The 24,008-nt window shown below is 32.3% G+C and carries 16 protein-coding genes; 13 read left to right on the forward strand and 3 right to left on the reverse strand.

The genetic code is table 11. The features are described from left to right. Positions 1-274 precede the first annotated feature (274 nt). The 5 genes from L3X37_RS01015 (at position 275) to L3X37_RS01035 (ending at position 10,682) form a co-directional block, all read left to right on the forward strand. Positions 275-4,021, forward strand: coding sequence for a DUF8693 domain-containing protein (locus tag L3X37_RS01015; protein WP_237238304.1), 3,747 nt, complete (start codon positions 275-277; stop codon positions 4,019-4,021). A 204-nt stretch (positions 4,022-4,225) separates the two neighbouring features. Continuing rightward, the gene (gene ileS, locus L3X37_RS01020) at positions 4,226-7,624 is read left to right on the forward strand and encodes an isoleucine--tRNA ligase (RefSeq protein ID WP_237238305.1); all 3,399 of its coding nucleotides are present in this window, start codon (positions 4,226-4,228) and stop codon (positions 7,622-7,624) included. A 6-nt stretch (positions 7,625-7,630) separates the two neighbouring features. Then, positions 7,631-8,008 (forward strand): TraR/DksA family transcriptional regulator, encoded by a 378-nt coding sequence (locus tag L3X37_RS01025; protein ID WP_237238306.1) that lies wholly within the window; start codon positions 7,631-7,633, stop codon positions 8,006-8,008. A 64-nt stretch (positions 8,009-8,072) separates the two neighbouring features. Further along, complete coding sequence (locus L3X37_RS01030; RefSeq protein ID WP_237238307.1) at positions 8,073-8,699, forward strand: lipoprotein signal peptidase; 627 nt, start codon at positions 8,073-8,075, stop codon at positions 8,697-8,699. Between the two features lie 84 nt (positions 8,700-8,783). Next, positions 8,784-10,682: a hypothetical protein gene (locus L3X37_RS01035; RefSeq protein WP_237238308.1), complete on the forward strand. Its 1,899-nt coding sequence runs from the start codon at positions 8,784-8,786 to the stop codon at positions 10,680-10,682. Here L3X37_RS01035 and L3X37_RS01040 read toward each other — a convergent pair. The 3 genes from L3X37_RS01040 to rimK are packed head-to-tail and all read right to left on the reverse strand — an operon-like array spanning position 10,679 to position 13,096. Beyond that, entirely contained in the window at positions 10,679-11,242 is a 564-nt protein-coding gene (locus L3X37_RS01040; protein ID WP_237238309.1) for a 5-formyltetrahydrofolate cyclo-ligase, read from the reverse strand. The genes L3X37_RS01035 and L3X37_RS01040 overlap by 4 nt on opposite strands. Before the next feature lie 3 nt (positions 11,243-11,245). Continuing rightward, positions 11,246-12,220, reverse strand: coding sequence for a succinylglutamate desuccinylase/aspartoacylase family protein (locus L3X37_RS01045; RefSeq protein WP_237238310.1), 975 nt, complete (start codon positions 12,218-12,220; stop codon positions 11,246-11,248). Beyond that, a complete protein-coding gene (rimK, locus tag L3X37_RS01050; RefSeq protein ID WP_237238311.1) occupies positions 12,221-13,096 on the reverse strand; it encodes a 30S ribosomal protein S6--L-glutamate ligase in 876 nt (291 codons plus the stop codon). Between the two features lie 89 nt (positions 13,097-13,185). Between rimK and uvrC the strand changes: the two genes are divergently transcribed. The 8 genes from uvrC to L3X37_RS01090 all read left to right on the forward strand — a co-directional run bounded on the left by uvrC (position 13,186) and on the right by L3X37_RS01090 (position 24,007). Further along, positions 13,186-14,979: an excinuclease ABC subunit UvrC gene (gene uvrC, locus L3X37_RS01055; RefSeq protein WP_237238312.1), complete on the forward strand. Its 1,794-nt coding sequence runs from the start codon at positions 13,186-13,188 to the stop codon at positions 14,977-14,979. Next, positions 14,969-15,646 (forward strand): SDR family NAD(P)-dependent oxidoreductase, encoded by a 678-nt coding sequence (locus L3X37_RS01060; protein WP_237238313.1) that lies wholly within the window; start codon positions 14,969-14,971, stop codon positions 15,644-15,646. The genes uvrC and L3X37_RS01060 overlap by 11 nt, the downstream gene beginning before the upstream one ends. Before the next feature lie 68 nt (positions 15,647-15,714). Next, a complete protein-coding gene (locus tag L3X37_RS01065) occupies positions 15,715-17,955 on the forward strand; it encodes a patatin-like phospholipase family protein (protein WP_237238314.1) in 2,241 nt (746 codons plus the stop codon). A gap of 204 nt (positions 17,956-18,159) precedes the next feature. Further along, entirely contained in the window at positions 18,160-19,317 is a 1,158-nt protein-coding gene (locus tag L3X37_RS01070) for a homogentisate 1,2-dioxygenase (RefSeq protein WP_237238315.1), read from the forward strand. Between the two features lie 145 nt (positions 19,318-19,462). Then, positions 19,463-20,623, forward strand: coding sequence for a 4-hydroxyphenylpyruvate dioxygenase (gene hppD, locus L3X37_RS01075; RefSeq protein WP_237238316.1), 1,161 nt, complete (start codon positions 19,463-19,465; stop codon positions 20,621-20,623). 390 nt (positions 20,624-21,013) lie between these two features. Beyond that, positions 21,014-21,799: a DUF3108 domain-containing protein gene (locus L3X37_RS01080; RefSeq protein ID WP_237238317.1), complete on the forward strand. Its 786-nt coding sequence runs from the start codon at positions 21,014-21,016 to the stop codon at positions 21,797-21,799. Between the two features lie 7 nt (positions 21,800-21,806). Continuing rightward, positions 21,807-22,724 carry a tryptophan 2,3-dioxygenase family protein gene (locus L3X37_RS01085; protein WP_237238318.1) on the forward strand — a complete coding sequence of 306 codons (918 nt, stop codon included), beginning with the start codon at positions 21,807-21,809 and terminating at the stop codon, positions 22,722-22,724. Next, positions 22,706-24,007 carry a peptidoglycan DD-metalloendopeptidase family protein gene (locus L3X37_RS01090; RefSeq protein ID WP_237238319.1) on the forward strand — a complete coding sequence of 434 codons (1,302 nt, stop codon included), beginning with the start codon at positions 22,706-22,708 and terminating at the stop codon, positions 24,005-24,007. The genes L3X37_RS01085 and L3X37_RS01090 overlap by 19 nt, the downstream gene beginning before the upstream one ends. Position 24,008: the final 1 nt, after the last annotated feature.

Here is a 24,008-nt window from a genome sequence, read left to right on the forward strand (position 1 = left end):
CATAAAATCAGGTTTTTACATTTTTATTCTTTATGTGGCTCAAGTAAAATAACGCTTTTTATCTGATTTATTTACATTTTGTCGAATTTTTTTTTTGATTTTTAATACTATTATAGTACTATTGCAACATTGAATCTTGAGCCTAATATTGTCTCAAGGGCAAAGTAATTTTCCCTCACCATGTTTTTATTATAGTTAATCCATTCTACTAAAAGTACCGTTTGTAGTATTAAATTAAAAATAGAGTTTGAAATCTATTTAAAATATTTAACCTATGAAAAAAAGACTATTTTATAAAACGCTATTTGTAGCTGTATTGTTTTCTGCAAATGCCATTATGGCGCAGGATACAGATGGTGATGGTATTCAGGATTCAGTCGATGTTGATGATGATAATGATGGTATTCTAGATGCTGTAGAATGTGGGATGGTATATAGTCTAGAAAATGTAGGAAATTCAAGTTTTGAGGAACCATCTGTTAGTAACGGAACATGGATGTTATTTCATGAAGATGATGTGCCCGGTTGGAAAACAACAGCTACTGATAAGAAAATAGAATTGTGGCGTAGTGGCTTTTTGGGGACTCCAGCTGGTCATGGCAACCAATTGGCAGAACTTAATGCTAACCAGACAGCAGCATTATATCAAGAATTATCTATTTCTGGCGGATCGAAAATACGATGGTCGGTTAAGCATAGAGGAAGAAGAGGAACCGATGTAGCCCAAGTAAAGATTGGTAAAGATTTAGCATCAGCTTCAATAGTAGAAACCATGTCTGATGGCAAAACATCCTGGGGTACCTACACAGGTGTTTATAATGTGCCAGAGGGGCAAGATACCACCTTCTTTATTCTCGAAGCTCTAAGTACCTCATCAGGGTCAAAAACTATTGGGAATTTAATTGACGATTTTAGTATTACTATTATAGAAGAACCGCCTTGCAATACAGATTCTGATGGAGACGGCTTTGTAGATGAGTTGGATATTGATAGTGATAATGACGGCATTCCTGATAATGTTGAAGCACAAACAACTTTAGGATATTCGCCTCCAGTCGGGGTTGTTAATACTTCAGGGCCTTATATTGGACTTTGGAGTAACTATGGAACGGGTTTAACACCTGTGGATACAGATTCTGACGGTATACCGGATTATAGAGATTTAAACAGTGACAATGATGGTTATAATGATATAGAGGAAAATGGAATGGCTAATACTAGCACCGCTGCCGATGTGGATGATGACGGCCTTATTAACTCTTTTGAAACTAATGGAGTTAACGACAGTACTTGGGATGTGAATGAAGACATTGAAAATCCCGCAGATTTATCGATACTTCCAGATTCCGACTCCGATTTAAATACAGGTGGTGACTTAGATTATAGAGATTTATTTAACATCAATCCACCATCATCTGCTTCGGTAGATTTTGACGGGATGGATGATTTTTTGAGCGGGAATAGCATCTTAAATGGTTTAGGAGAAGTTTCTATAATGGCATGGATAAAGATAGATAAAACAAGTACAGGTGTGCCAAAAGCAACCATAATGTCCGAAGGGCTTGGTTGTAGGCTATTTGTAGAAAATGGTAATCAAATAGTTTTTGGCGTAAATACATCAGCAGGTAATTCAAAAAATGTTAATGGAGGTCAAATAAATTACGATGAGTGGCACCATGTTGCTGGAATTTTTTCTGGTAATACAGGAGAACAGATTATTTATATTGACGGCGAACAAATTAAAAGAGACGTTAGTTCTCCTAATATAGGAGCAAGGATTTCAACTACAAATAAATGGATTGGAGATTTTGAAGTTGGACGTCTATCCAGATCTATACCTAATAGGCAATACTTTAAAGGTCAAATAGATGAAATAAGAGTTTTTAACAAGGCCCTAACCGAGTCTCAAGTTAAAGCTATGGTATATCAAGAGATTAATGCTGATTCTGAAAACATAAAAGGCTCTGTAATACCCAAAAATATTGTTGATGTGGAAACAGGGTCTACAATTTCATCGGATAACCTTATAGCGTATTACCCAATGACTGAAATTAGCTCAAACCAAATTTTAGATTATTCTAAAAACAATAACAAGATTACAATGAATAATATAACAACCATACAGGAGCAAACGGCTCCGATGCCTTATATAACAGATTCAAATGGGGCATGGGAATCAGAAAGCACCTGGTTGCATGGCGATGTATGGGATATAGAGCAACTGTCAGAAAATAAAGATTGGTGTATTGTGCAAATTTCTAATAATATAGAGACCTCAAGTTCGCATAATACCTTTGGGTTGATTATAGACCATGGAAGTACATTAACAGTTAAAGGAAGTCATTTAATTAAAAATAGTTCGTATCTAAAATTAAATGGCGTTCTGGATTTAATGGAGGATTCGCAATTACTTCAAACGATAAATAGCGATTTAGTAACATCAGCTGATGGTAAAATTTTAAGAAGGCAAGAAGGTACTTCAAGTCTTTATAGGTACAATTATTGGGGATCTCCTGTGGGAGCAAAAGGTGTTACTGCTTTAAGTAATAACAATGCAGCTACAAACAATACAAATAATACAGCATTTACACTAGATATGATAAAAGATGAAATAGGAATTAATTTATCATTTACTCCTAGCCATCATGAAGTTGGAAAAATTAGTTCCTATTGGTTATACACCTATATAAATGGACTATCATACTGGGATTGGGCTGTATTAGATACTAATACACCAATTGAGTCAGGAGTAGGATATACTCAAAAAGGAACAGGAAATGCAGGTTTAGAACAGCAATATACTTTTGAAGGAAAACCAAACAATGGTACAATACTTATAAATGTTACTGATAAAGGTGGGGCGGGCTCAGTACCATCGGTTTCAAAAACGGAGTACCTTTTTGGAAATCCCTATCCATCAGCTTTAGACATCCATAAATTTATAGATGACAATGCAGGTGTAATAGATGGTTCTTTACAATTATGGCAACAATGGGCTGGAGATTCGCATCAACTTAGAGATTATGAAGGTGGTTATGCACAAGTAAATAAATTAGGATCTATTCGAGCCTATCAATTTGTTGGTATAGAAGGACAAAACAGTGGCTCGCAAGATGGTACTTTAACACCATCAAGATATTTGCCAGTAGGTCAAGGATTTATAACCGAAATTGTTGCAGACGGAAATGTAGAATTTAATAATTCGCAACGTATTTTTATAAAAGAAGGTGATGCTGATGACACATACAATAACGGATCTTCATTTTTCAAAAATGAAAGCACTAAGAAACAAAACAAAAACACATCAGTAAATAATAATGAAGCAAATGAATTTAAAAAAATCCGATTAGAATTGAATTCTGTATCCGGACCAGCAACAAGAAGAGAATTGCTTTTAGGTTTTAGCGAAACAACAACAGATGGGTTTGATTACGGATATGAAGCTGAGTGTACAGATACAAACAAAAATGACTTTAATCTAAATTTCGAAGGTAAAAACATGAACATACAAGCGTATGCAGATATTACTAGTGATAAAGTTGTGTCATTAAATTTTAAATCTTCTGGAAGTAATACATTTGAAATTAAAATGACAGAAAGTGAAGGTATAGATGCATCTCAAGAAATCTATTTAAGAGATAATTTAACAGGAGAGTATTTTGATTTAAGAGATAATACAGCATATAATTTTTCTTCAGAGCAAGGAAAGTTTAATAAAAGATTTGAAATTGTATTTCAATCCGAACAAAAAAGCCTAAGTATTGAAGAGGATAAACACGATGCTAACTTTGTGTACTACCAAAACAACACAAATACTCTATTTGCAAAAAAATTGAGTTCACCAGTAAGTAGGTTGGCTGTTATAAATATGAAAGGGCAAATAGTTATGGAGCTTACGGATGTTCCTCAAGCAACCTTAAATAAGGGATTAAGGTTATCAAATATGTCCACTGGAACGTATATTGTTTGTATGAGAACGGAGGATCATCAAGTAATCACTAAAAAATTTATATTTAACTAATTTTGATTAAATAAAGCTATAAAGCCAAAACCTAGGTTTTGGCTTTTTTTATAATAAAAATTATATATAATTCCTTAAATTCGCGAACTTATAAGATTTAAGAGTAAATGAGCGCGAAAACTTTGATAATTAGTTAATTATAATTTGTGATTAATATGATTTAAAGTTTACATCTGTCCATTAAAATAAAATTAAATATATCAGATGAAATTTCCTGAATATAAAGGACTTGACTTACCAAATGTAGCTAACGAAATACTACAATATTGGCAAGAAAATAACATCTTTGAAAAAAGTGTTTCTACAAGAGAAGGCAATAAACCGTATGTGTTTTATGAAGGTCCACCATCAGCAAACGGACTTCCAGGAGTACATCACGTTTTAGCACGTGCTATTAAAGATATTTTTCCGCGTTATAAAACCATGAAGGGTTACCAAGTTAAGCGTAAAGCAGGTTGGGATACACACGGATTACCAATTGAATTAGGTGTTGAAAAAGAATTAGGCATTACCAAAGAAGACATTGGCAAAACAATTTCGGTTGAAGATTATAATGCTGCGTGCCGAAAAGCCGTTATGCGTTATACTGATGTATGGAACAACCTGACTGAAAAAATGGGTTATTGGGTAGATATGGATGATCCATATATTACTTACGAACCAAAATACATGGAATCTGTTTGGTGGTTGTTAAAGCAAATTTATAATAAAAGTTTGTTGTATAAAGGCTATACCATTCAGCCCTATTCTCCAAAAGCAGGAACAGGTTTAAGTTCGCATGAATTAAATCAGCCTGGAACCTACCAAGATGTTACCGATACTACTGTTGTCGCTCAATTTAAAGCAGATGCAAATTCATTGCCAGACTTTTTACAAAATGAAGGTGATATTTACTTTTTAGCTTGGACAACCACACCTTGGACGCTTCCAAGTAATACTGCATTAACCGTAGGCTCAAAAATTGATTATGTTTTAGTTGAAACTTATAATCAGTACACATTCGAACCTATAAATGTGGTTTTAGCAAAACCATTGGTTGCAAAACAATTTGCTGGTAAGTTCAATCAGGTTGAAGAAAAATTAGAATTATTAAATTATAAATCAGAAGATAAAAAGATTCCTTTTTACGTTTTAAAAGAATTCAAAGGAAAAGACTTAGTTGGTATCACATACGAGCAATTATTACCTTATGCCTTACCAAATGATAACCCTGAAAATGCATTTAGAGTTATATCTGGAGATTTTGTAACTACCGAAGATGGTACTGGAATAGTACATACAGCACCAACCTTTGGGGCCGATGATGCTTTGGTTGCAAAACAGGCAACACCAGAAGTGCCACCGATGTTGGTAAAAGATGAGAATGATAACTTGGTACCGTTAGTAGATTTGCAAGGTAAATTCCGTCCAGAAATGGGTGAGTTTGCAGGTAAATATGTAAAGAACGAATATTATGCTGATGGCGAAGCACCAGAGCGTTCTGTAGATGTTGAAATTGCTATCAAATTAAAAGAAGAAAACAAAGCCTTTAAAGTTGAAAAATATAAACACAGTTACCCAAATTGTTGGCGTACCGATAAGCCTATTCTTTACTACCCGTTAGATTCTTGGTTTATAAAAGTGACCGATGTTAAGGACAGAATGCATGAGTTAAACTCAAGTATTAATTGGAAGCCAAAATCTACTGGCGAAGGGCGTTTTGGTAATTGGTTAGCTAGCGCTAACGATTGGAATTTGTCACGTTCTCGTTATTGGGGCATCCCATTGCCAATTTGGAGAACTGAAGACGGGAAAGAAGAAATCTGTATCGGATCTGTTGAAGAATTAAAAGTCGAAATGCAAAAAGCCGTGGAGGCTGGGGTTTTCGAAGCCGATATCTTTAAAAGTTTTGAAGTTGGTAACAACTCTGAAGAAAATTATGCTAAAATCGATTTGCATAAAAATATCGTTGACCAAATTGTATTGGTTTCAAAAAGTGGACAAAAAATGTTCCGCGAAAGCGATTTAATTGATGTTTGGTTCGATTCTGGAAGTATGCCTTATGCACAGTGGCACTATCCGTTTGAAAACCAAAATTTAATTGATAAGGGAACAACATTTCCAGCAGATTTTATAGCAGAAGGCGTCGATCAAACCCGAGGATGGTTTTATACGCTTCACGCAATTGGGACTATGGTTTTCGATTCTGTTGCCTATAAAAATGTGGTGTCTAACGGGTTGGTGTTAGATAAAAATGGACAAAAAATGTCTAAACGTTTAGGAAATGCAGTCGACCCGTTTAAAACGTTAAGTCATTACGGCGCTGATGCTACACGTTGGTACATGATTAGCAACGCTAACCCGTGGGATAATTTAAAATTTGATTTAGAAGGTGTTGAAGAAGTAAAACGTAAGTTCTTCGGAACGCTTTACAATACCTATTCATTCTTTAGCTTATATACTAATTTAGACAAATTTAGTTACGTTGAAGCAGATATTTCTATTGATGAACGCCCAGAATTAGACCGTTGGATTTTATCAGAATTACATACCTTAATTAAAAAAGTAGATGGGTTTTATGCCGATTATGAGCCAACAAAAGCAGCACGAGCAATTTCAAACTTTACACAAGATTATTTAAGTAATTGGTTTGTTCGTTTAAGTAGAAGACGCTTTTGGAAAGGCGATTATCAAACCGATAAAATTTCTGCATATCAAACACTTTACACCTGTATGGAAACCATTGCTAAGTTAAGCGCACCAATTGCTCCTTTCTTTATGGATAGGTTATATTTAGATTTAAATTCGGTTACCAAAAAAGAAACATTTGAAAGTGTCCATTTAGCCAATTTCCCTGTTTATAATGAAGCTTATGTAGATAAAAGTTTAGAGCGAAAAATGGAAGCAGCTCAAACAATATCATCATTAGTGTTATCGTTAAGAGCAAAAGAAAAGATTAAAGTACGTCAACCGCTTCAAAAAATAATGATTCCGGTTGACAATGTTCAGCAAAAAGAAGAAATTTTAGCCGTTTCTGAACTAATAAAGCACGAAGTAAACGTAAAAGAAGTTGAGGTTTTAGATGATGCTTCAGATATATTGGTTAAGCAAATAAAACCAAATTTTAAAGTACTAGGGCCGCGTTTTGGAAAAGATATGAAAGCTATTGCTAATGCAGTAATTAACTTTACAGGAGAAGATATTAACAAAATAGAACAAAATGGTAATTTAGATATTGAAGTTAATGGAAAAAATATTACTTTAGAACGCACAGATGTAGAAATTACATCACAAGACATTGAAGGTTGGTTAGTTGCTAATGAAGGCACACTAACTGTAGCACTTGATGTAACAATAAATGACGATTTGCGAAAAGAAGGTATAGCAAGAGAATTGATTAACCGTATACAGAATTTGCGTAAAGATTCTGGGTTTGAAGTAACCGATAGAATTAATGTTTTGCTTCAAAAAGACACAAATATTGAAAAAGCTGTAAACCACAATGTCGAATATATTAAAACAGAAACCTTAACCGAAGAATTAGAAATTATTGATCGAGTAGATAATGGTATAGAAATTGCCTTTGATGATGTAAGAACCAAATTATTTATTCAAAAACATTAAAAAACTATGGCAGATAATAACGTAAGATATTCAGATGCTGATTTAGCAAAATTTAAAGCACTGATAATAGAAAAAATAGAAAAAGCAAAACACGATTTAGAGCTTATTAAAAGCGCGTATATGAACGACCATAATAATGGAACAGAAGATACATCGCCAACATTTAAAGCTTTTGACGAGGGTAGTGCAGTAATGAGTAAAGAGTCGAATTCGCAATTAGCTATTCGTCAAGAAAAATTTATTCGTGATTTAAAAAATGCATTAATTAGAATTGAAAATAAAACTTACGGTGTTTGTAGAGTTACGGGCAAACTAATTAATAAAAAACGATTAGAACTTGTTCCACACGCTACACTAAGTATTGAAGCTAAAAACATGCAGTAATTATTTCAACTATATTATTAAAACGTCTCGCTTTTGTGTCGAGACGTTTTTTATTTAAAACCTCATGTCGTTAAAAAAATCCATTATACTAATCATTATAATTTTGCTAATCGATCAGATAAGTAAGATTTATATAAAAACCCATTTTGCACTTCAGGATAGTGTTACCGTTTTTAGCTGGTTTAAAATATATTTTATAGAAAACGATGGAATGGCTTGGGGTACAAAAATTAGCGATTTTGTCTCGTTTATAAATGATCGAACTGCAAAAGTAGCACTAACACTATTTAGAATTGTTGCTATTTTTGGAATTGGGTATTGGTTATATGATGTTGTTAAAAAGAATAGCCCTAAAGTATTAATATTAGCTATTGCATTAATTTTTGCTGGCGCTTTAGGTAATATTATCGATTCAGTTTTTTACGGTATTTTATTTGACGATAGTTATGCTCAAATCGCTACGTTTTTACCAGAATCTGGTGGTTATGATGCTTTGCTTCATGGCAAGGTAGTAGATATGTTATATTTCCCTTTGTGGGAAGGTTATTTACCAGAATGGCTGCCTTTTAAAGGCGGTGAATACTTTGTCTTTTTTAACCCCGTATTCAATATTGCAGATATGGCAATAAGCACTGGATTTATTATGCTAATTGTTTTTAATAAGAAGGCGTTTAAGAAGAAAGAATCTTAAATTATCTTTAAGTAAGTGTTTTTCTACTTAAAGAGGATTTCCTATATTTAATCTTTAATAATATTCTTTGTAACCCCTCAAATAATGAAAATAAATTTTCTTTTTTTAATTGCGTTTCTATTACTTAGTTCTAAAACTATTTTATCCCAAAACACCTACGATATTGTTTTTCCTTCAACTGAAAATGAGCGTAATCAAAAATGCAAAGCATGTATTTATGCATTTCGTCAAAAACCCAAAGAAGTAAAGTATTCAATTAAAAGAGAAAACGACAACCTTTATTTTGAGATAAACGATAAATATTGGTTTAATTCAGTCTTTAAAAATGCAGGCGATGGTATAGCAATAGATATAGTTTTAAAAAATAGATACGATTGTGATATTGAATCTATTTATAAAAATCAAATTAAAGGACTTTTACTTAAACCCGTTTATTCCCAAGAATTAAAAAGGGGTTTAAAACCTAGTACTGAAAATATATTTAGAGTAAAAGTTGGCGAAATACCTAAAAAGCTTCAAAAACACGATTTAGAATTAGAATACAACATCCTGTTTTTGGGCAATAAAAACCTTTGCCAATATTATGTAACTTACGATTTGGACTACTATTCATGGGATTTACTTGATATGGGCATGTATTTAGACTTTTTAACTTATGATACAAAACAAATAAGAGCTTCAGCTAAAGAAAGTTATACGATTAGAAATAAAATATTAAAGTTTATAATTCCTTTTAAAAAAAATAAATCTAATTACTCTCAAGCAGATATAAAACCAATTTATGATTCTTTAAGATTAACAGACTTTGATATTAAATCTTTAAATATTAAAGCATATTCTTCTATTGAAGGCATATCTAAGCGAAATATTGAATTACAACAGCAACGTGCAAATAGTATAATTGCTGCATTGCAAGCATTTCAAAAACCAACTATTAAAACAGTTGTTTCTGCATCAGAAAATTGGGTAGAGTTTTTTAATGATATTAATGAAACCAAATATGAAAATTTAAAATTGTTAACTAAAAACGACATTAGAAAAAAAATAGCGGGAACTGTTTCAAGAGAAATGGAATATCTTTTAAAAACTCACCGAAAGGCCGTTGTAGAATTAGAACTGGAAAAGAAAGAAAAAAATAAAGGCGAATCTACTAATATGCTATTAGTAGAATTTAATCGCGCAATTACCGAAGAAAAAATAGATAAAGCAAAAGCTATTCAAAATTCAATTTTTGAAAAAATAAAAACAAAAGAAACCTCTGTCTCTATTTTACAAAAAATGGAGATACCAAAACAGGCTAAATATGCTACAATAATAAATAAAAATGTAGTTTATAAATATATACTAAATGAAAGACAAGCATTAATTGTTTATAACGAATTGCTCAACCTTGAAAAATTGGCACCTAACAATAAAGAGGTAAAGTACAATATTGCAGCAATTGAAATAATATTATGGCGCTATAACGCTATTGATGTTGATGAATCTATGTTAATTAAAAAAATAAATGCTTTAAAAAAACAGGGCATTCATAAATCACTTATTTCTAGAATGATGGTGAATTTTCACATGGTTATAGCTAATAAATTAATGAAAAACAGAGATTTTGATAACAAAGATAAATCGGTTGCCTATGTAAATAAAAATTATGAAAAGGTTTCATTATCCGATTATGATTATTTGAGTTTAGCTCAGTTTTTTAGTCTTTATGGTAATTCTAATTTAGCTGTTAAGTTATTAGAAAGAAAAGCAAGAACCATTGATATTGATGAAGATTTATTATTCTATTATTTAAACTTAACACTAATAAATAAAGAGTTAACACAAGATTCTCATTATAGAACCATTATGCTTAATGCAATAAACATGAATGAAGAACGATTTTGTAAATTATTTAATTCAATTGATAAAGGAGGCGTTACGTTTCAGTTGTTAGATAATGAGTATTTAAGAAATACATATTGCGAGAATTGCAATGACTAAAACGTGTAAATAGCATTAGGTGTTACACAATAATCCAACCCAATATCACCTTTATAAACACCTTTAATCTCATTCTCAATATCAAAAAAAGACAATCCAATTTTTATCGTTTCAGGTTTGCAGTTTGCTAAAAAGTTATCGTAAAACCCTTTGCCATATCCAACACGATTTCCTTGTTTATCAAAAGCTAAAAGCGGAACAAAAACTACATCTATTTTTTTATCCTCTATGGCAATACCATCAACAGGTTCGGGGATATTCCAATGATTTTTTTTTATAACCGTACTATCAGTTAAAAGGTAGTTAATTAAAGAAGTTGTTTTAAAATCGCTTTTAGAAATCACTATGTTTTTATCTTTCCCCGCTAGAATGTTTAAAATATAATCGGTGTTAATTTCTTTGTGTTCTTCAATAGATAAAAAGATATGATAAAAAGAATAATCCCAAATAGGAAGTTTAAGCGTTTGGTTTGCGATGGCGATACTTAAATCATCAATTTGACTTAAAGGTAGTGTCTTTCTTAAAGATTTATATTTTTTACGTAATTCAGATTTTGTCACTTTTTAACGTTTCAATTTGGTAGTAATATGAAAAAGCGCATCACCTTGATAAACAATAGGCAATTCATTTATATTAATGATGTAGCCAGAATTTGAAGCTCTAACAAAGTAGTTAAATTTACCATAAGGGTCAGTTATATTACCAATAATATCTTCTTTTTTTACTTGACTACCAATAGATACAGATGCTTTAAACATGCCAGAATATTTTGCGCGAATCCATTTGCTACTATCAATAAAAGTACAACCTTTTTTAGGTTTCGATGATTTAAAAACAGTTTTTAACATACCTAAATGCTTTAAAATACGCTTAGAACCATTAACACCAGAATTTGTTACAATATCATCTATATGAAAAGATTTTCCGCCCTCAAAAAGAAGAAGTGGTTTGTTTAATTTATTACAAGTAGTTCTAAAGGATTTAGATAAATTTTTAGAATATAAAACAAAGGGAGCTCCAAATACTTTTGCCAATGTATTTAGGTCTTTATTTTCTTTAGAATACCTAAGTTGAGGTGCATTAAATCGTCCTGATCCACCAGTATGAAAATCGATTATTAAGTCGGCATGAGGAACCACTTCTTTTATAAGTTTATGGGCTACTCGACTTGCTAAAGAGCCATTTGGACTACCAGGAAATACACGGTTTAAATCGCGTCCATCGGGGAATTCGCGTTTTAAATTTATAAACCCAAAAATATTGATGATGGGCATACAAATAATAGTGCCACATTTAGGTTTGTTAATACCTTTGGCTATAAGTTGTCGTACAATTTCAACACCATTTACTTCATCGCCATGTATGCCTGCAGTAAACAAAACTGTTGGTCCTGATTTTTTTGAACGCTCAATAATAACGGGCACATTTACTGGTGATGCTGTATGCAAATTGGCAACATCAAAATTTACTTCTTTGCTTTGTCCAGGGTCAATTTGTTCTCCTAAAAAGGTTAAAGTGTCGTTTTTTTTATTAGGCATTTATCTTCGGTTACGTTCAATAAAAGTAATAATGGCTTTGGCAATATTTCGTCCTGTGGCGCTTTCAATCCCTTCTAAACCTGGAGTAGAATTTACTTCTAAAAGTAATGGTCCGCGTGCAGATTGCAACATATCTACGCCACAAACAGGAAGTTTTAAAGCGCGAGAAGCATTCATGGCAACTCGTAACTCAGCTTCGTTAAGTTTAACAATTTCGGCTGAGCCACCTCGGTGTAAATTAGACCGAAATTCACCTTCTTTTCCTTGGCGTTTCATAGCGCCTACAACATGTCCGTCAACTACCAAAGCACGCAAATCAGCGCCTTTAGCTTCTGCTATATATTCTTGTACTAAAGCTCGTGCTTGTAAACCGTTAAAAGCTTCTAAAACAGACTCGGCAGCATTTTTTGTTTCAGCTAAAACAACACCTAAACCTTGCGTGCCTTCAAGAAGTTTAATAATTACTGGAGTTCCTCCAACATGAGAAATAACTTCCTCTACATCGCGAGAATAATTTGTAAATACCGTTTTGGGCATGCCAATTCTAGCTTTAGAAAGTCTTTGAAAACTTCGTAACTTATCTCTCGAGCGAATTATAGCATCAGATGTTACTGTAGTAAAAACATTCATCATTTCAAACTGCCTTACAACTGCACATCCAAAAAAGGTTACTGAGGCACCAATTCTAGGTATAATAGCATCAACATAATCTAAATAACGGTCTTGATAATAGATAGAAGGTTTTTCTTTTTCAATAATAAGATCACACTTTAAAGGGTCAATAACCTCAATAATATGACCACGTTTTTTACCCTCTTCTGCAAGCCTGCTAGTAGAATAAAGGTTTTCATTACGAGAAAGAATAACAATGTTCACTTACTTTTATAATGAGTATTATAGTTGCAATATACTAAAAAACCAACTCTAATTTTTAGTATTTGGGTAATTAGTATACCTTTGATATAATGAGTAAACCTACCCTAGACATACAATTAAAAACGTTGCCAAACGCTCCTGGTGTGTATCAATATTTTGATGCTAATGATACGATTATTTATGTAGGCAAAGCAAAAAATTTAAAAAAAAGAGTAAGTTCCTATTTTACTAAAACACACGAAAATGGTAAAACCAGAGTTTTAGTAAAAAAAATTTCAAAGTTAAAACATATTGTTGTTGAGACCGAAACTGATGCTTTGTTGCTTGAAAACAACCTTATTAAAAAGTACAAGCCAAGGTATAATGTGATGTTGAAAGACGATAAATCGTACCCATGGATTTGTTTAAAAAAAGAACGCTTCCCAAGAGTGTTTTCTACACGACGTGTATTTAAGGGTAGTGGCGAATATTTTGGTCCTTATACCAGTATGAAAACCGTTTCAACACTATTAGATTTAATAAAAGGGTTGTATAATTTACGAACTTGTAATTACCATTTATCCGAAGAAAAAATCCAAGCAGGAAAATACAAAGTGTGCTTAGAATACCATTTAGGAAATTGTAAAGGTGCATGTGAAGGTTTAGAAACCGAAACTGAATACAACGAAAATATAAAAGCCATTCGTGAGATTTTAAAAGGAAATTTTAAAGATTCGCTACAGCAATTTAGAGTGCAAATGAAGCAGTATGCTGAAGCAATGCAGTTTGAAGACGCTCAAAAAATAAAAGAAAAAATTGAGGTTTTAGAAAATTACCAAGCAAAATCTACTATTGTAAATCCTAAAATTAGCAATGTTGATGTGTTTTCTATTATGAGCGACGAAAGTTATGGTTACGTTAATTTTTTGCAATTATCATACGGATCTATCATTCGATCACATACCTTAGAGATTAAAAAGAAATTAGACGAAACCGATTTAGAATTATTAACACTCGCTATTACTGAGATTAGGCAACGTTTTCATTCAAAATCAAAAGAAATATACGTGCCTTTTAAAGTAGATTTAGGAGGTTATATTAAAGTTACTGTGCCTAAATTGGGTGACAAAAAGCACATTTTAGATTTATCACTTCGTAACGCGAAATATTTTAGAATGGAGCGTTTTAAACAGGATAAAATTGTTGACCCTGATAGGCATGTAAACCGTATTATGGCACAAATGAAAGCAGATTTACGATTGCCTGAAGAACCGCGACATATTGAATGCTTCGATAATAGTAACATACAAGGTTCACACCCCGTAGCAGCTTGTGTCGTTTTTAAAAACGCAAAACCAAGTAAAAAAGATTACCGCCATTTTAATATAAAAACGGTTGAAGGACCAGACGATTTTGCATCGATGGAAGAAGTGGTTTATCGCAGATATAAACGTTTGTTAGATGAAAAACAACCATTACCACAGCTTATTATTATTGATGGTGGAAAAGGACAACTATCATCTGCATTAAAAAGCTTAGATGCTTTAAACTTAAGAGGAAAAATAGCTATTATAGGAATTGCAAAACGTTTAGAAGAATTATTCTATCCAGATGATCCAATTCCCTTATATTTAGATAAAAAAAGCGAAACCCTAAAAATGATACAGCAATTGCGCAACGAAGCACACCGTTTTGGTATCGAACATCATAGAAATAAGCGTAGTAAAACAGCGTTAAATACAGAGCTTGAAACTATTCCTGGAGTTGGCGAAAAAACGGTAGTAGAGTTATTAAAGTATTTTAAATCGGCGAAACGTGTTGCTAATGCAAAGTTAGATGAATTAGAGGTTGTAGTTGGGGTTTCTAGGGCTGAAAAGGTTTATAATTATTATCATGGGAAGTAACAAAAAAGTATTAATTACTGGTGCAAGCATGGGTATTGGACGTGCTTTAGCTAAAAAATTTCTCGAAAATGGCTTTTTTGTAATTGGAACAGGTAGAAATAGCATGATTGAAAATTTTAATGATGATAATTTTTATCCATTAAAGCTTGATATATCAAATAGTAATTCTGTTAAAGAAGCAAAAAATAAAATATTTAAAATATTCAAATCAATTGATATTTTGATAAATAATGCAGGAATTGGACCAGATTTAGATACTTTATTTCCTGATAAGGAATCCTTTACAAAAACTTTTGAAGTTAATACTATAGGAACCGTTTTTTTTACAGAATTTTTTATCCCTTTAATTAATAATAATGGGATGATTCTAAACATATCTTCAAAAATGGGTTCGATTGATTTTTGTAAATTAACAGATTCAGTAGCATATAGAATGTCTAAAAGCGCTTTGAATATGTACACAAAAATATTGGCTAATAGGCTTTATAACAATATAAAGGTTGCGAGCATACATCCTGGATGGGTGCAAACAACAATTGCAAAAAGTAATATTAATGGAAGGTTGACTCCTGAGAAATCAGCAGAAAATATATTTAGATTTATTCAAAGTGATTTTCAAAATGGGATATTTTGGAATTCAGAAAACGATACCGAACTATCTTGGTAAACAAAATTAATACATCTGTTATCTATAAATAATAGTATCGGTTTTCCATTTTGATATTAAAATAAAAATTGAAAATAAAAACAATCATATTAACCCTATTCTTAATCGCTTCACTTTCCGTGAAAGCGCAAAATAATGAGGTGGAAAACCATTCGCCAAAAGTAGGCTTAGTATTAAGTGGTGGCGGGGCAAAAGGGTTGGCGCATATTGGCGCACTTAAAGTTATTGATAGTTTAGGTGTTAAGGTCGATTATATTGCTGGTACAAGTATGGGTGCTATTATTGGGTCGTTATACGCATCAGGTTATACAGGAAAACAGTTGGATTCCATCTTTAAAAAAGTAGATTTCGATAAAATTATAAGCGACGATTTACCTAGGTCGTCTAAAGCATTTTACGAGCGTAATAACTCCGAAAAATATGCCATAACATTACCTTTTGATAAGCTGAAAATTAAATTGCCTTCAGCACTTTCAAGAGGTCAAAACACCTATAGCTTATTATCAAAATTAACATTGCATGTAAGCGATATTCACGACTTTAGTAAGTTGCCTATTCCGTTTTTCTGCATTGGTGCTAATGTTGAAACTGGCGAAGCAGTAATGCTTGATAATGGTAATTTAACGCAATCTGTAATGGCTAGTGGAGCGTTTCCATCACTATTTCAGCCCGTTGAAATAAATGACAAATTATTAATTGATGGAGGTGTTGCAAATAATTATCCTATTGATGAATTAAGGGCAAAAGGTATGGACATTATTATTGGTGTCGATGTTCAAGATGGATTATCTACTAGAGAAGAATTGACTTCTGCTCCCAAAGTATTGTTACAAATTAACAACTTTAGGACCATTAAAGACATGAAAGAGAAGTCTAAAAAAACCGATATTTATATAAAACCAGACATTACAGATTTTAATGTAGTGTCTTTTAATGAAGGCGAAAAAATTATAAAAAGAGGTGTTACAGCAGCTATTGCAAAAGCTTTTGCTTTAAAAGATTTGTCTAAATACAACAAAAGCAAACCAAGGTTTAAAGCTAATTTGCATACGCAAGATTCTATTAGGATTAATTCCATTACACTTACTGGAAATGAAAAGTATACACGCGCTTATGTTTTAGGAAAGTTGAGGTTAAAATTGAATAAGAAAATGGCGTTTAAAGATTTTTATAAAGGCGTTAATAACCTAATAGCTACTAATAATTTTGATTCATTTCAATATCAGTTTAGTAAATCTCAATATAACGATGGGTATGATTTATCTGCAACTATTAAAGAAACCAGCATTACTACTTTTTTAAAATTAGGATTGCATTATGATGGTTTGTACAAAAGTGCAGCACTAGTTAATGCCACTAAAAAAAGACTCCTTTTTAATAATGATATAGCATCGTTAGATTTAATTTTTGGAGATAATGTGCGTTACAATTTTGAGTATCTAATCGATAAAGGTTTTTATTGGAGTGTTGGTGTTCGATCTAGATTTAATCAGTTTCATAAAAATGTTAATGCGCAATTATTTTTTGATGATGATGAATTAATGACGACGGGAATAAATAAAATTGATATCGATTTTCAAGATCAAACCAATCAGTTTTATTTACAAACCTTATTAAAAAATGATTTCTCATTTAGTATAGGAGCAGAACATAAGCGTTTAGAGATAAAGTCTGAAACCCTTGCCAATAATCAGAACAATGATTTTGTTTTTGAAAACACCGATTATTTTAGTGTGTTTGGAAGCTTAAAGTTGGATACTTACGATAATAAATATTTTCCTAAACGAGGTTTTTATTTTAATGGCGATTTACATATGTATTTATGGTCTTCAGGCTTTAACGCCGAATTTGAAGATTTTTCAATAGCAAAAGCAGATATGGGTTACACCTATAGTATTACAGACAAATTAGCGTTAAATATAAAAGCAAGTGGTGGCTTTAAATTAGGTGATAAATCTACACAATCTTTAGATTTTGCACTTGGTGGGTATGGCAATAATTTGGTTAATAATTTTATACCATTTTTGGGTTACGATTTTGTGTCTTTAACAGGTAATAGTTTTGTAAAAGCATCTTTTAGTGCAGATTACGAAGTTTTAAAAAACCACCACATAACGGCAGAAGCAAATTGGGCAAATGTTGACGATGATATTTTTGAAACCGGCGAGTGGTTTACGCTTCCAGATTATCGTGGTTATGCTTTAGGTTACGCTATAGATACGTTTATAGGACCAATTCAAGCTAAATTTAGTTATTCGCCCGAAGCAAAGCAAAGTGTTTGGTTTTTTAATGTTGGATTTTGGTTTTAAAACCGTTTTTAAAAAGTCAGTAATTTTCACGATATTTGTTCCATTATGCAGCATTTTTGGAAAGATTTATTAGCACATCTTCACTACCTCATCAAGAGAAATCCTGAATGAGCATACTTTTTGTATCTTTATAAATACGAGTTATTTAGCAACTTAAGTTAAGCTTAATAGAGCATTTAATATTCATTTTTTTAATTTTAAAGTATGCCTTTTTATCATAAATTAGGAAACATTCCGCATAAGCGTCATATCCAATTTAGAAAACCCGATGGAAGTTTATATTACGAACAGCTATTTGGTACTATTGGTTTTGATGGTATGTCTACAAACAGTTATCACGAGCAACGCCCTACGCAAGTAAAAGAAGTAGGAAAGCAATATAATGTTGCGCCAAAAATTGCAAATGCCAATAATATAAAATCGTATCGTTTAAAGGGTTTTCAAGTAAAACCAGAAAACGATTTTTTAGAAAGCCGAAAAACAGTTTTAATTAACAGCGATTGTGCTATTATTTTAGCAGCGCCTAAACAATCAACAAAAGACTATTTCTGTAAAAATACAGATGCTGATGAATTGATTTTCGTCCATAAAGGTACTGGGAAGTTGAGAACCATGTTAGGAAATCTCGATTTTAAATATGGCGATTACCTTCTAATTCCTAGAGGGATCATCTATAAAATAGATTTTGATACTGAAGACAATAGACTGTTTATAGTGGAGTCCCGCAGACCCATTTATATACCAAAACGTTACCGTAACTGGTTTGGGCAACTATTAGAGCATTCACCATTTTGCGAGCGCGATATTCGTCAACCACAAGAGTTAGAAACTTATAACGAAAGTGGCGATTTTTTAATCAAAGTAAAAAAACAAGATGATATCATTGAAATGGTTTATGCATCACACCCTTTTGATGTAATTGGGTACGATGGATATAACTATCCGTATGCGTTTTCAATCCACGATTTTGAACCTATTACAGGTCGTATTCACCAACCACCACCAGTGCATCAAACTTTTGAGACCGATGCTTTTGTGGTATGTAGTTTTGTGCCTCGACTTTACGATTACCATCCGCAATCCATACCAGCGCCATACAATCACAGTAATATTGATAGTGATGAGGTGTTGTATTATGTAGATGGCGATTTTATGAGTAGAAACGATGTTGAAGCAGGTCATATTTCACTGCATCCAGCAGGTATTCCACACGGTCCGCACCCAGGAGCAGCAGAACGAAGTATAGGAAAAACAAAAACAGATGAGTTAGCTGTTATGGTAGATACATTTAAACCATTAATGGTAACCGAAGAAGGTATGAAAATTGCCGATGAAACCTATCATAAATCGTGGTTAGAGTAAATAAATTTTAAAATAATTATTAAAAGCTATCTCATGCTTTCGGCAGTCGCTCTCTGCGAGGAGCTCCAACAGATGCCTCAATCAGGGCCAAAAGCATAAGACGTTCGTTATAAAGCTAAACAACTTGACGAATAAACAATTTATTATGAATAAAGACATAAAATCAGTAAACTACGGTTTAGAAAAAATATTTGAAGGCGCGCAAGATTTTCTTCCACTCTTGGGTACAGACTATGTAGAATTCTATGTAGGTAATGCAAAACAAGCAGCACATTTTTATAAAACAGCATTTGGGTTTCAATCTTATGCTTACAAAGGTTTAGAAACGGGATCAAAAGACACAGTAAGCTATGTGCTAAAACAAGATAAAATACGCTTGGTTTTAACAACACCATTAAATAGCAAATCTAAAATAAACGACCATATTGTAAAGCATGGTGATGGTGTAAAAGTAATTGCCCTATGGGTTGAAGATGCCAGAAAAGCTTATGAGGAAACCACAAGTAGAGGGGCAAAATCTTACATGGAGCCTTTTGTTGAAAAAGATGAACATGGAGAAGTAGTTCGCGCAGGTATTTACACCTATGGTGAAACCGTGCATATGTTTGTAGAGCGTAAAAACTATAAGGGTATATTTATGCCTGGATTTAGAGCTTGGGAATCCGATTACAACCCAACAGCAGTTGGTTTAAAATACATTGACCACATGGTTGGAAATGTAGGTTGGGGACAAATGAATACTTGGGTTAAATGGTATGAAGATGTTATGGGGTTTGAAAATTTCTTGTCTTTTGATGATAAACAAATTCACACCGAATATTCAGCACTAATGAGTAAGGTTATGAGTAATGGAAACGGACGTATAAAATTTCCGATAAATGAGCCGGCAAAAGGCAAAAAACGGTCTCAGATAGAAGAGTATCTAGATTTTTATGAAGGCGCTGGAGTACAGCATATAGCAGTAGCAACTGATGATATTATAGAAACTGTAAGTCAATTAAAATCTCGAGGGGTAGAATTTTTGTCTACTCCTCCAGAAGCATATTATAAGGCTGTCCCAAACAGATTAGAAGAACATAGCCATGAATTGAGGGAAGATGTTGAAACGTTAAAAAGCTTAGGAATTATGATTGATGCTGACGAAGAAGGTTATTTGTTACAAATTTTTACAAAACCAGTAGAAGACAGGCCTACCTTGTTTTTTGAAATCATACAACGCATGGGAGCTCGCGGTTTTGGAGCAGGAAATTTTAAAGCCCTTTTTGAATCTATTGAAAGAGAACAAGCAAACAGAGGAACACTTTAAAAAAAGACCTTAAAAGTCATTGCAACTCAATTTGTAAAGTTTATCTTGTTGAAATTGAGTTGGTTATGAGGGAATTAAAAATATTTCAACAGGCTTTGAATAATATAAATTTACTTTTAAGACAGTCTCTTTACCTTAGGGATAGCAGTAAAAAATCCTTTTTATAAGGCCTAGAAAAAAATATTGTATCGTTCCGATAACTATCGGGAGCGGTAGCATCCTAAAATTTTAAATTCATATTATTTGATGTAACAAAAAAACGTTAAGAACTTCTTATAATAACAGGCTGTGTGAAGATTTTTTATATTTTTGGAACAGTAATTGTAATTTCTTTAAAAAAGCAATAAATGTTTAACACGAAGAGTTACATTATCAATTACCCAATAAAGCATGAATAAATTACTACTTATATTAATAACTTTAGGTATAATGCAAGTGTCTTTCTCCCAACAAGAATCTGCATTTACTGAAGGCGAATGGTTTAAATTCAAGATGAGCTATAGCGGTTTTCTTAAAGCCGGAAATGCCACGCTTACTGTTAAAGACACCAAATTAAACGATAAAGAAGTTTATCACGTAGTTGGCAAAGGCTGGACTACAGGGATGATTAAATGGTTTTTTAAAGTTAAAGATAGATACGAAAGCTATTTTGATAAGCAAACCATAATGCCTTATAAATTTATTAGAAATATTGACGAAGGAGGCCATACCAAAGATATTGAAATTGAGTTCGACCAAAAAAACAATAAAGCCTACGTTAATAATAAAAAGCATAAAACAAAAAAAGTTATAGATACTAAGCCAAATATTCAGGATATGGTATCGACGTATTATTATTTACGCAATAGTATTGACATAACTGCATTAAAAATTGGCGATGAGTTTAAAATCGATATGTTTTTTGACGAAGAAAGTTATGGATTTAAGTTGCAGTATTTAGGTGAAGAAATTATTAAAATGGAAAATGATCAAAAAGTTGAAGCCTTAATATTTAGACCGTATGTTATGGCAGGTCGTGTTTTTAAAGAAGAAGAAAGTTTAACACTTTGGGTGTCGAAAGACAAAAATAAAGTACCTTTGCGCATTAAGGCAGATTTGGCTGTAGGTTCATTAAGAGCAGATCTTGAAGCTTATAAAGGCTTAAAACACCCTTTCAGAATAGTTGTTGATAATTAAAGAAATTTTGAGTACAAAAATAACCAACCAACTTAAAAAAAAATACGAAGGCATAGATCAAGATTTAGACGTTCATTTAGAAGGTTTATTGTACAGTAAGCCCATAAATTATTGGGATTATATTCAAACCGATGCCTTATTAAACCTTCAAATACAACGCACAACGTTGCCAGACGAGATGGTATTTATTATGTACCATCAAATAAACGAGTTGTTGTTTAAAATGATACTTGGCGAAATTGAGCAAGTAGCAAAACAGGACACTGTTGATGCTGAATTATTTACTTCAAAATTAATGCGCATTAGCCGTTATTTTGATATGCTAACCTCATCTTTCACCATTATGAAAGACGGTATGGATGTAGATCAGTATAATAAATTTAGAACTACATTAACACCTGCAAGTGGTTTTCAAAGCGCTCAGTATCGAAAAATTGAATTTGCATCTACAGAGCTTATCAATCTTATAGATAACAGATTTAGAGATTCAATTGATAGAGACACATCTTACGAACATGCTTTCGAGCATTTATATTGGCAAGCTGCTGGGAAAGATTATAAAACAGGTAAAAAAAGCTATACTTTAACAGCTTTTGAAGAAAAATATAAAGAAGAGTTTATTAGATTTACAAAGTTTTACAACACGCATAATTTATTGTCGAAATTTAGAGAACTCCCGAAAAAAGTACGCGAGAATAAAGATTTAATAATAGCTATGCGTCATTACGATTATACAGTAAATATAAAATGGGTTATGGCACACTATGACACTGCCAATCATTATTTAAACATTGGTGGCGAAACAGCCGAAGCTACAGGAGGAAGTGAATGGGTAAAATATATGCACCCAAAATATCAAAAGAGAATATTTTTTCCAGATTTATGGACCAAAAAAGAAATTGAAGAATGGGGAACAAATGTTTAATTCTTGTAATATTAGCAATAAGTTTTTTTGCCTGTAAAAAAGATAAACCAGAACCATCAGTTATTGAAAAAGAAATAGCTATAGTAGAAAAATCAAAAGAGATTATTGAATTTGGTTTTAAATTGAACGACTATATAGTAAAAAGAGATACGGTAAAAGCAGGAGAGAGTTTTGGGCAAATTTTAGAGCGAAACAAAATAGGTTATCCTAAAATATTTCATATTGCTGAAAAAACTAAAGAAACTTATAATATTGCCAGATTTTTTCAAAAAGGTAAGCCTTATACACTTTTATTTTCTAAAGACTCTTTAGAGTTACCCCAAAGCTTTATTTATCAACCTACAAAAGAGGAATATGTAGTTATAAATTTTAAAGATTCAATTCATGCCTTTAAAAATAGAAAACCTATAAAATATGTTGAAAAAACAATTTCTGGTATAATTACAAGTAGTATTTCTGAAACTTTAGACCAAAAAGGCGTTAGTGCAGTTTTAACAAATAAATTGGCAGATGATATTTATGCATGGACTATAGATTTTAGGCGTCTTCAAAAAGGCGATCGCTTTAAGGTTATATACATTGATAAGTATATTGATGACAGTATTTACAGCGGTATTCACGATGTAAAAGCAGCTTATTTTGAACACAATAAAGAACCTTTTTATGCTTTTCAATTTGAAACAGATTCTGCAAAGGGTATAATTGATTATTTTAATGATGAAGCTAAAAATTTACGCAGAGCTTTTTTAAAATCACCCATCAAATTTGGTAGATTATCTTCTAGATATAATTTAAAAAGAAGAATAGCATATTATGGCTATAAAATAAGACCGCATAGAGGCACTGATTTTGCAGCTCGTGTTGGAACACCTATTATGGCTACAGCAAATGGTACTGTTACTGCATCAACAAGAAGAGGAGGTAATGGTAAATACGTAAAAATCAGGCATAATGCAACTTACGAAACCCAATATTTGCACATGAGTAAACGTCTTGTTAAAGTAGGGCAATTTGTAAAACAAGGTGATATTATTGGGTTAGTTGGTATGACAGGGAATACTGGAGGACCTCATGTATGTTACCGCTTTTGGAAAAATGGAAGAGAGGTCGATCCTTTTAAACAAAAACTTCCTGAAGCTAAACCTATTTCAGATTCGTTAAAATTTAAGTTTTTAGATTACATAAAACCTATAAAATATCAATTAGACAACATTCAATTTGAACCAGAAATTATAGAAGACGAACAACTAGAACAACCAATAATCACGCAAGCAGATTCATAAT

Source organism: Wocania arenilitoris, assembly GCF_021728535.1.
Lineage (GTDB): Bacteria > Bacteroidota > Bacteroidia > Flavobacteriales > Flavobacteriaceae > Wocania_A > Wocania_A arenilitoris.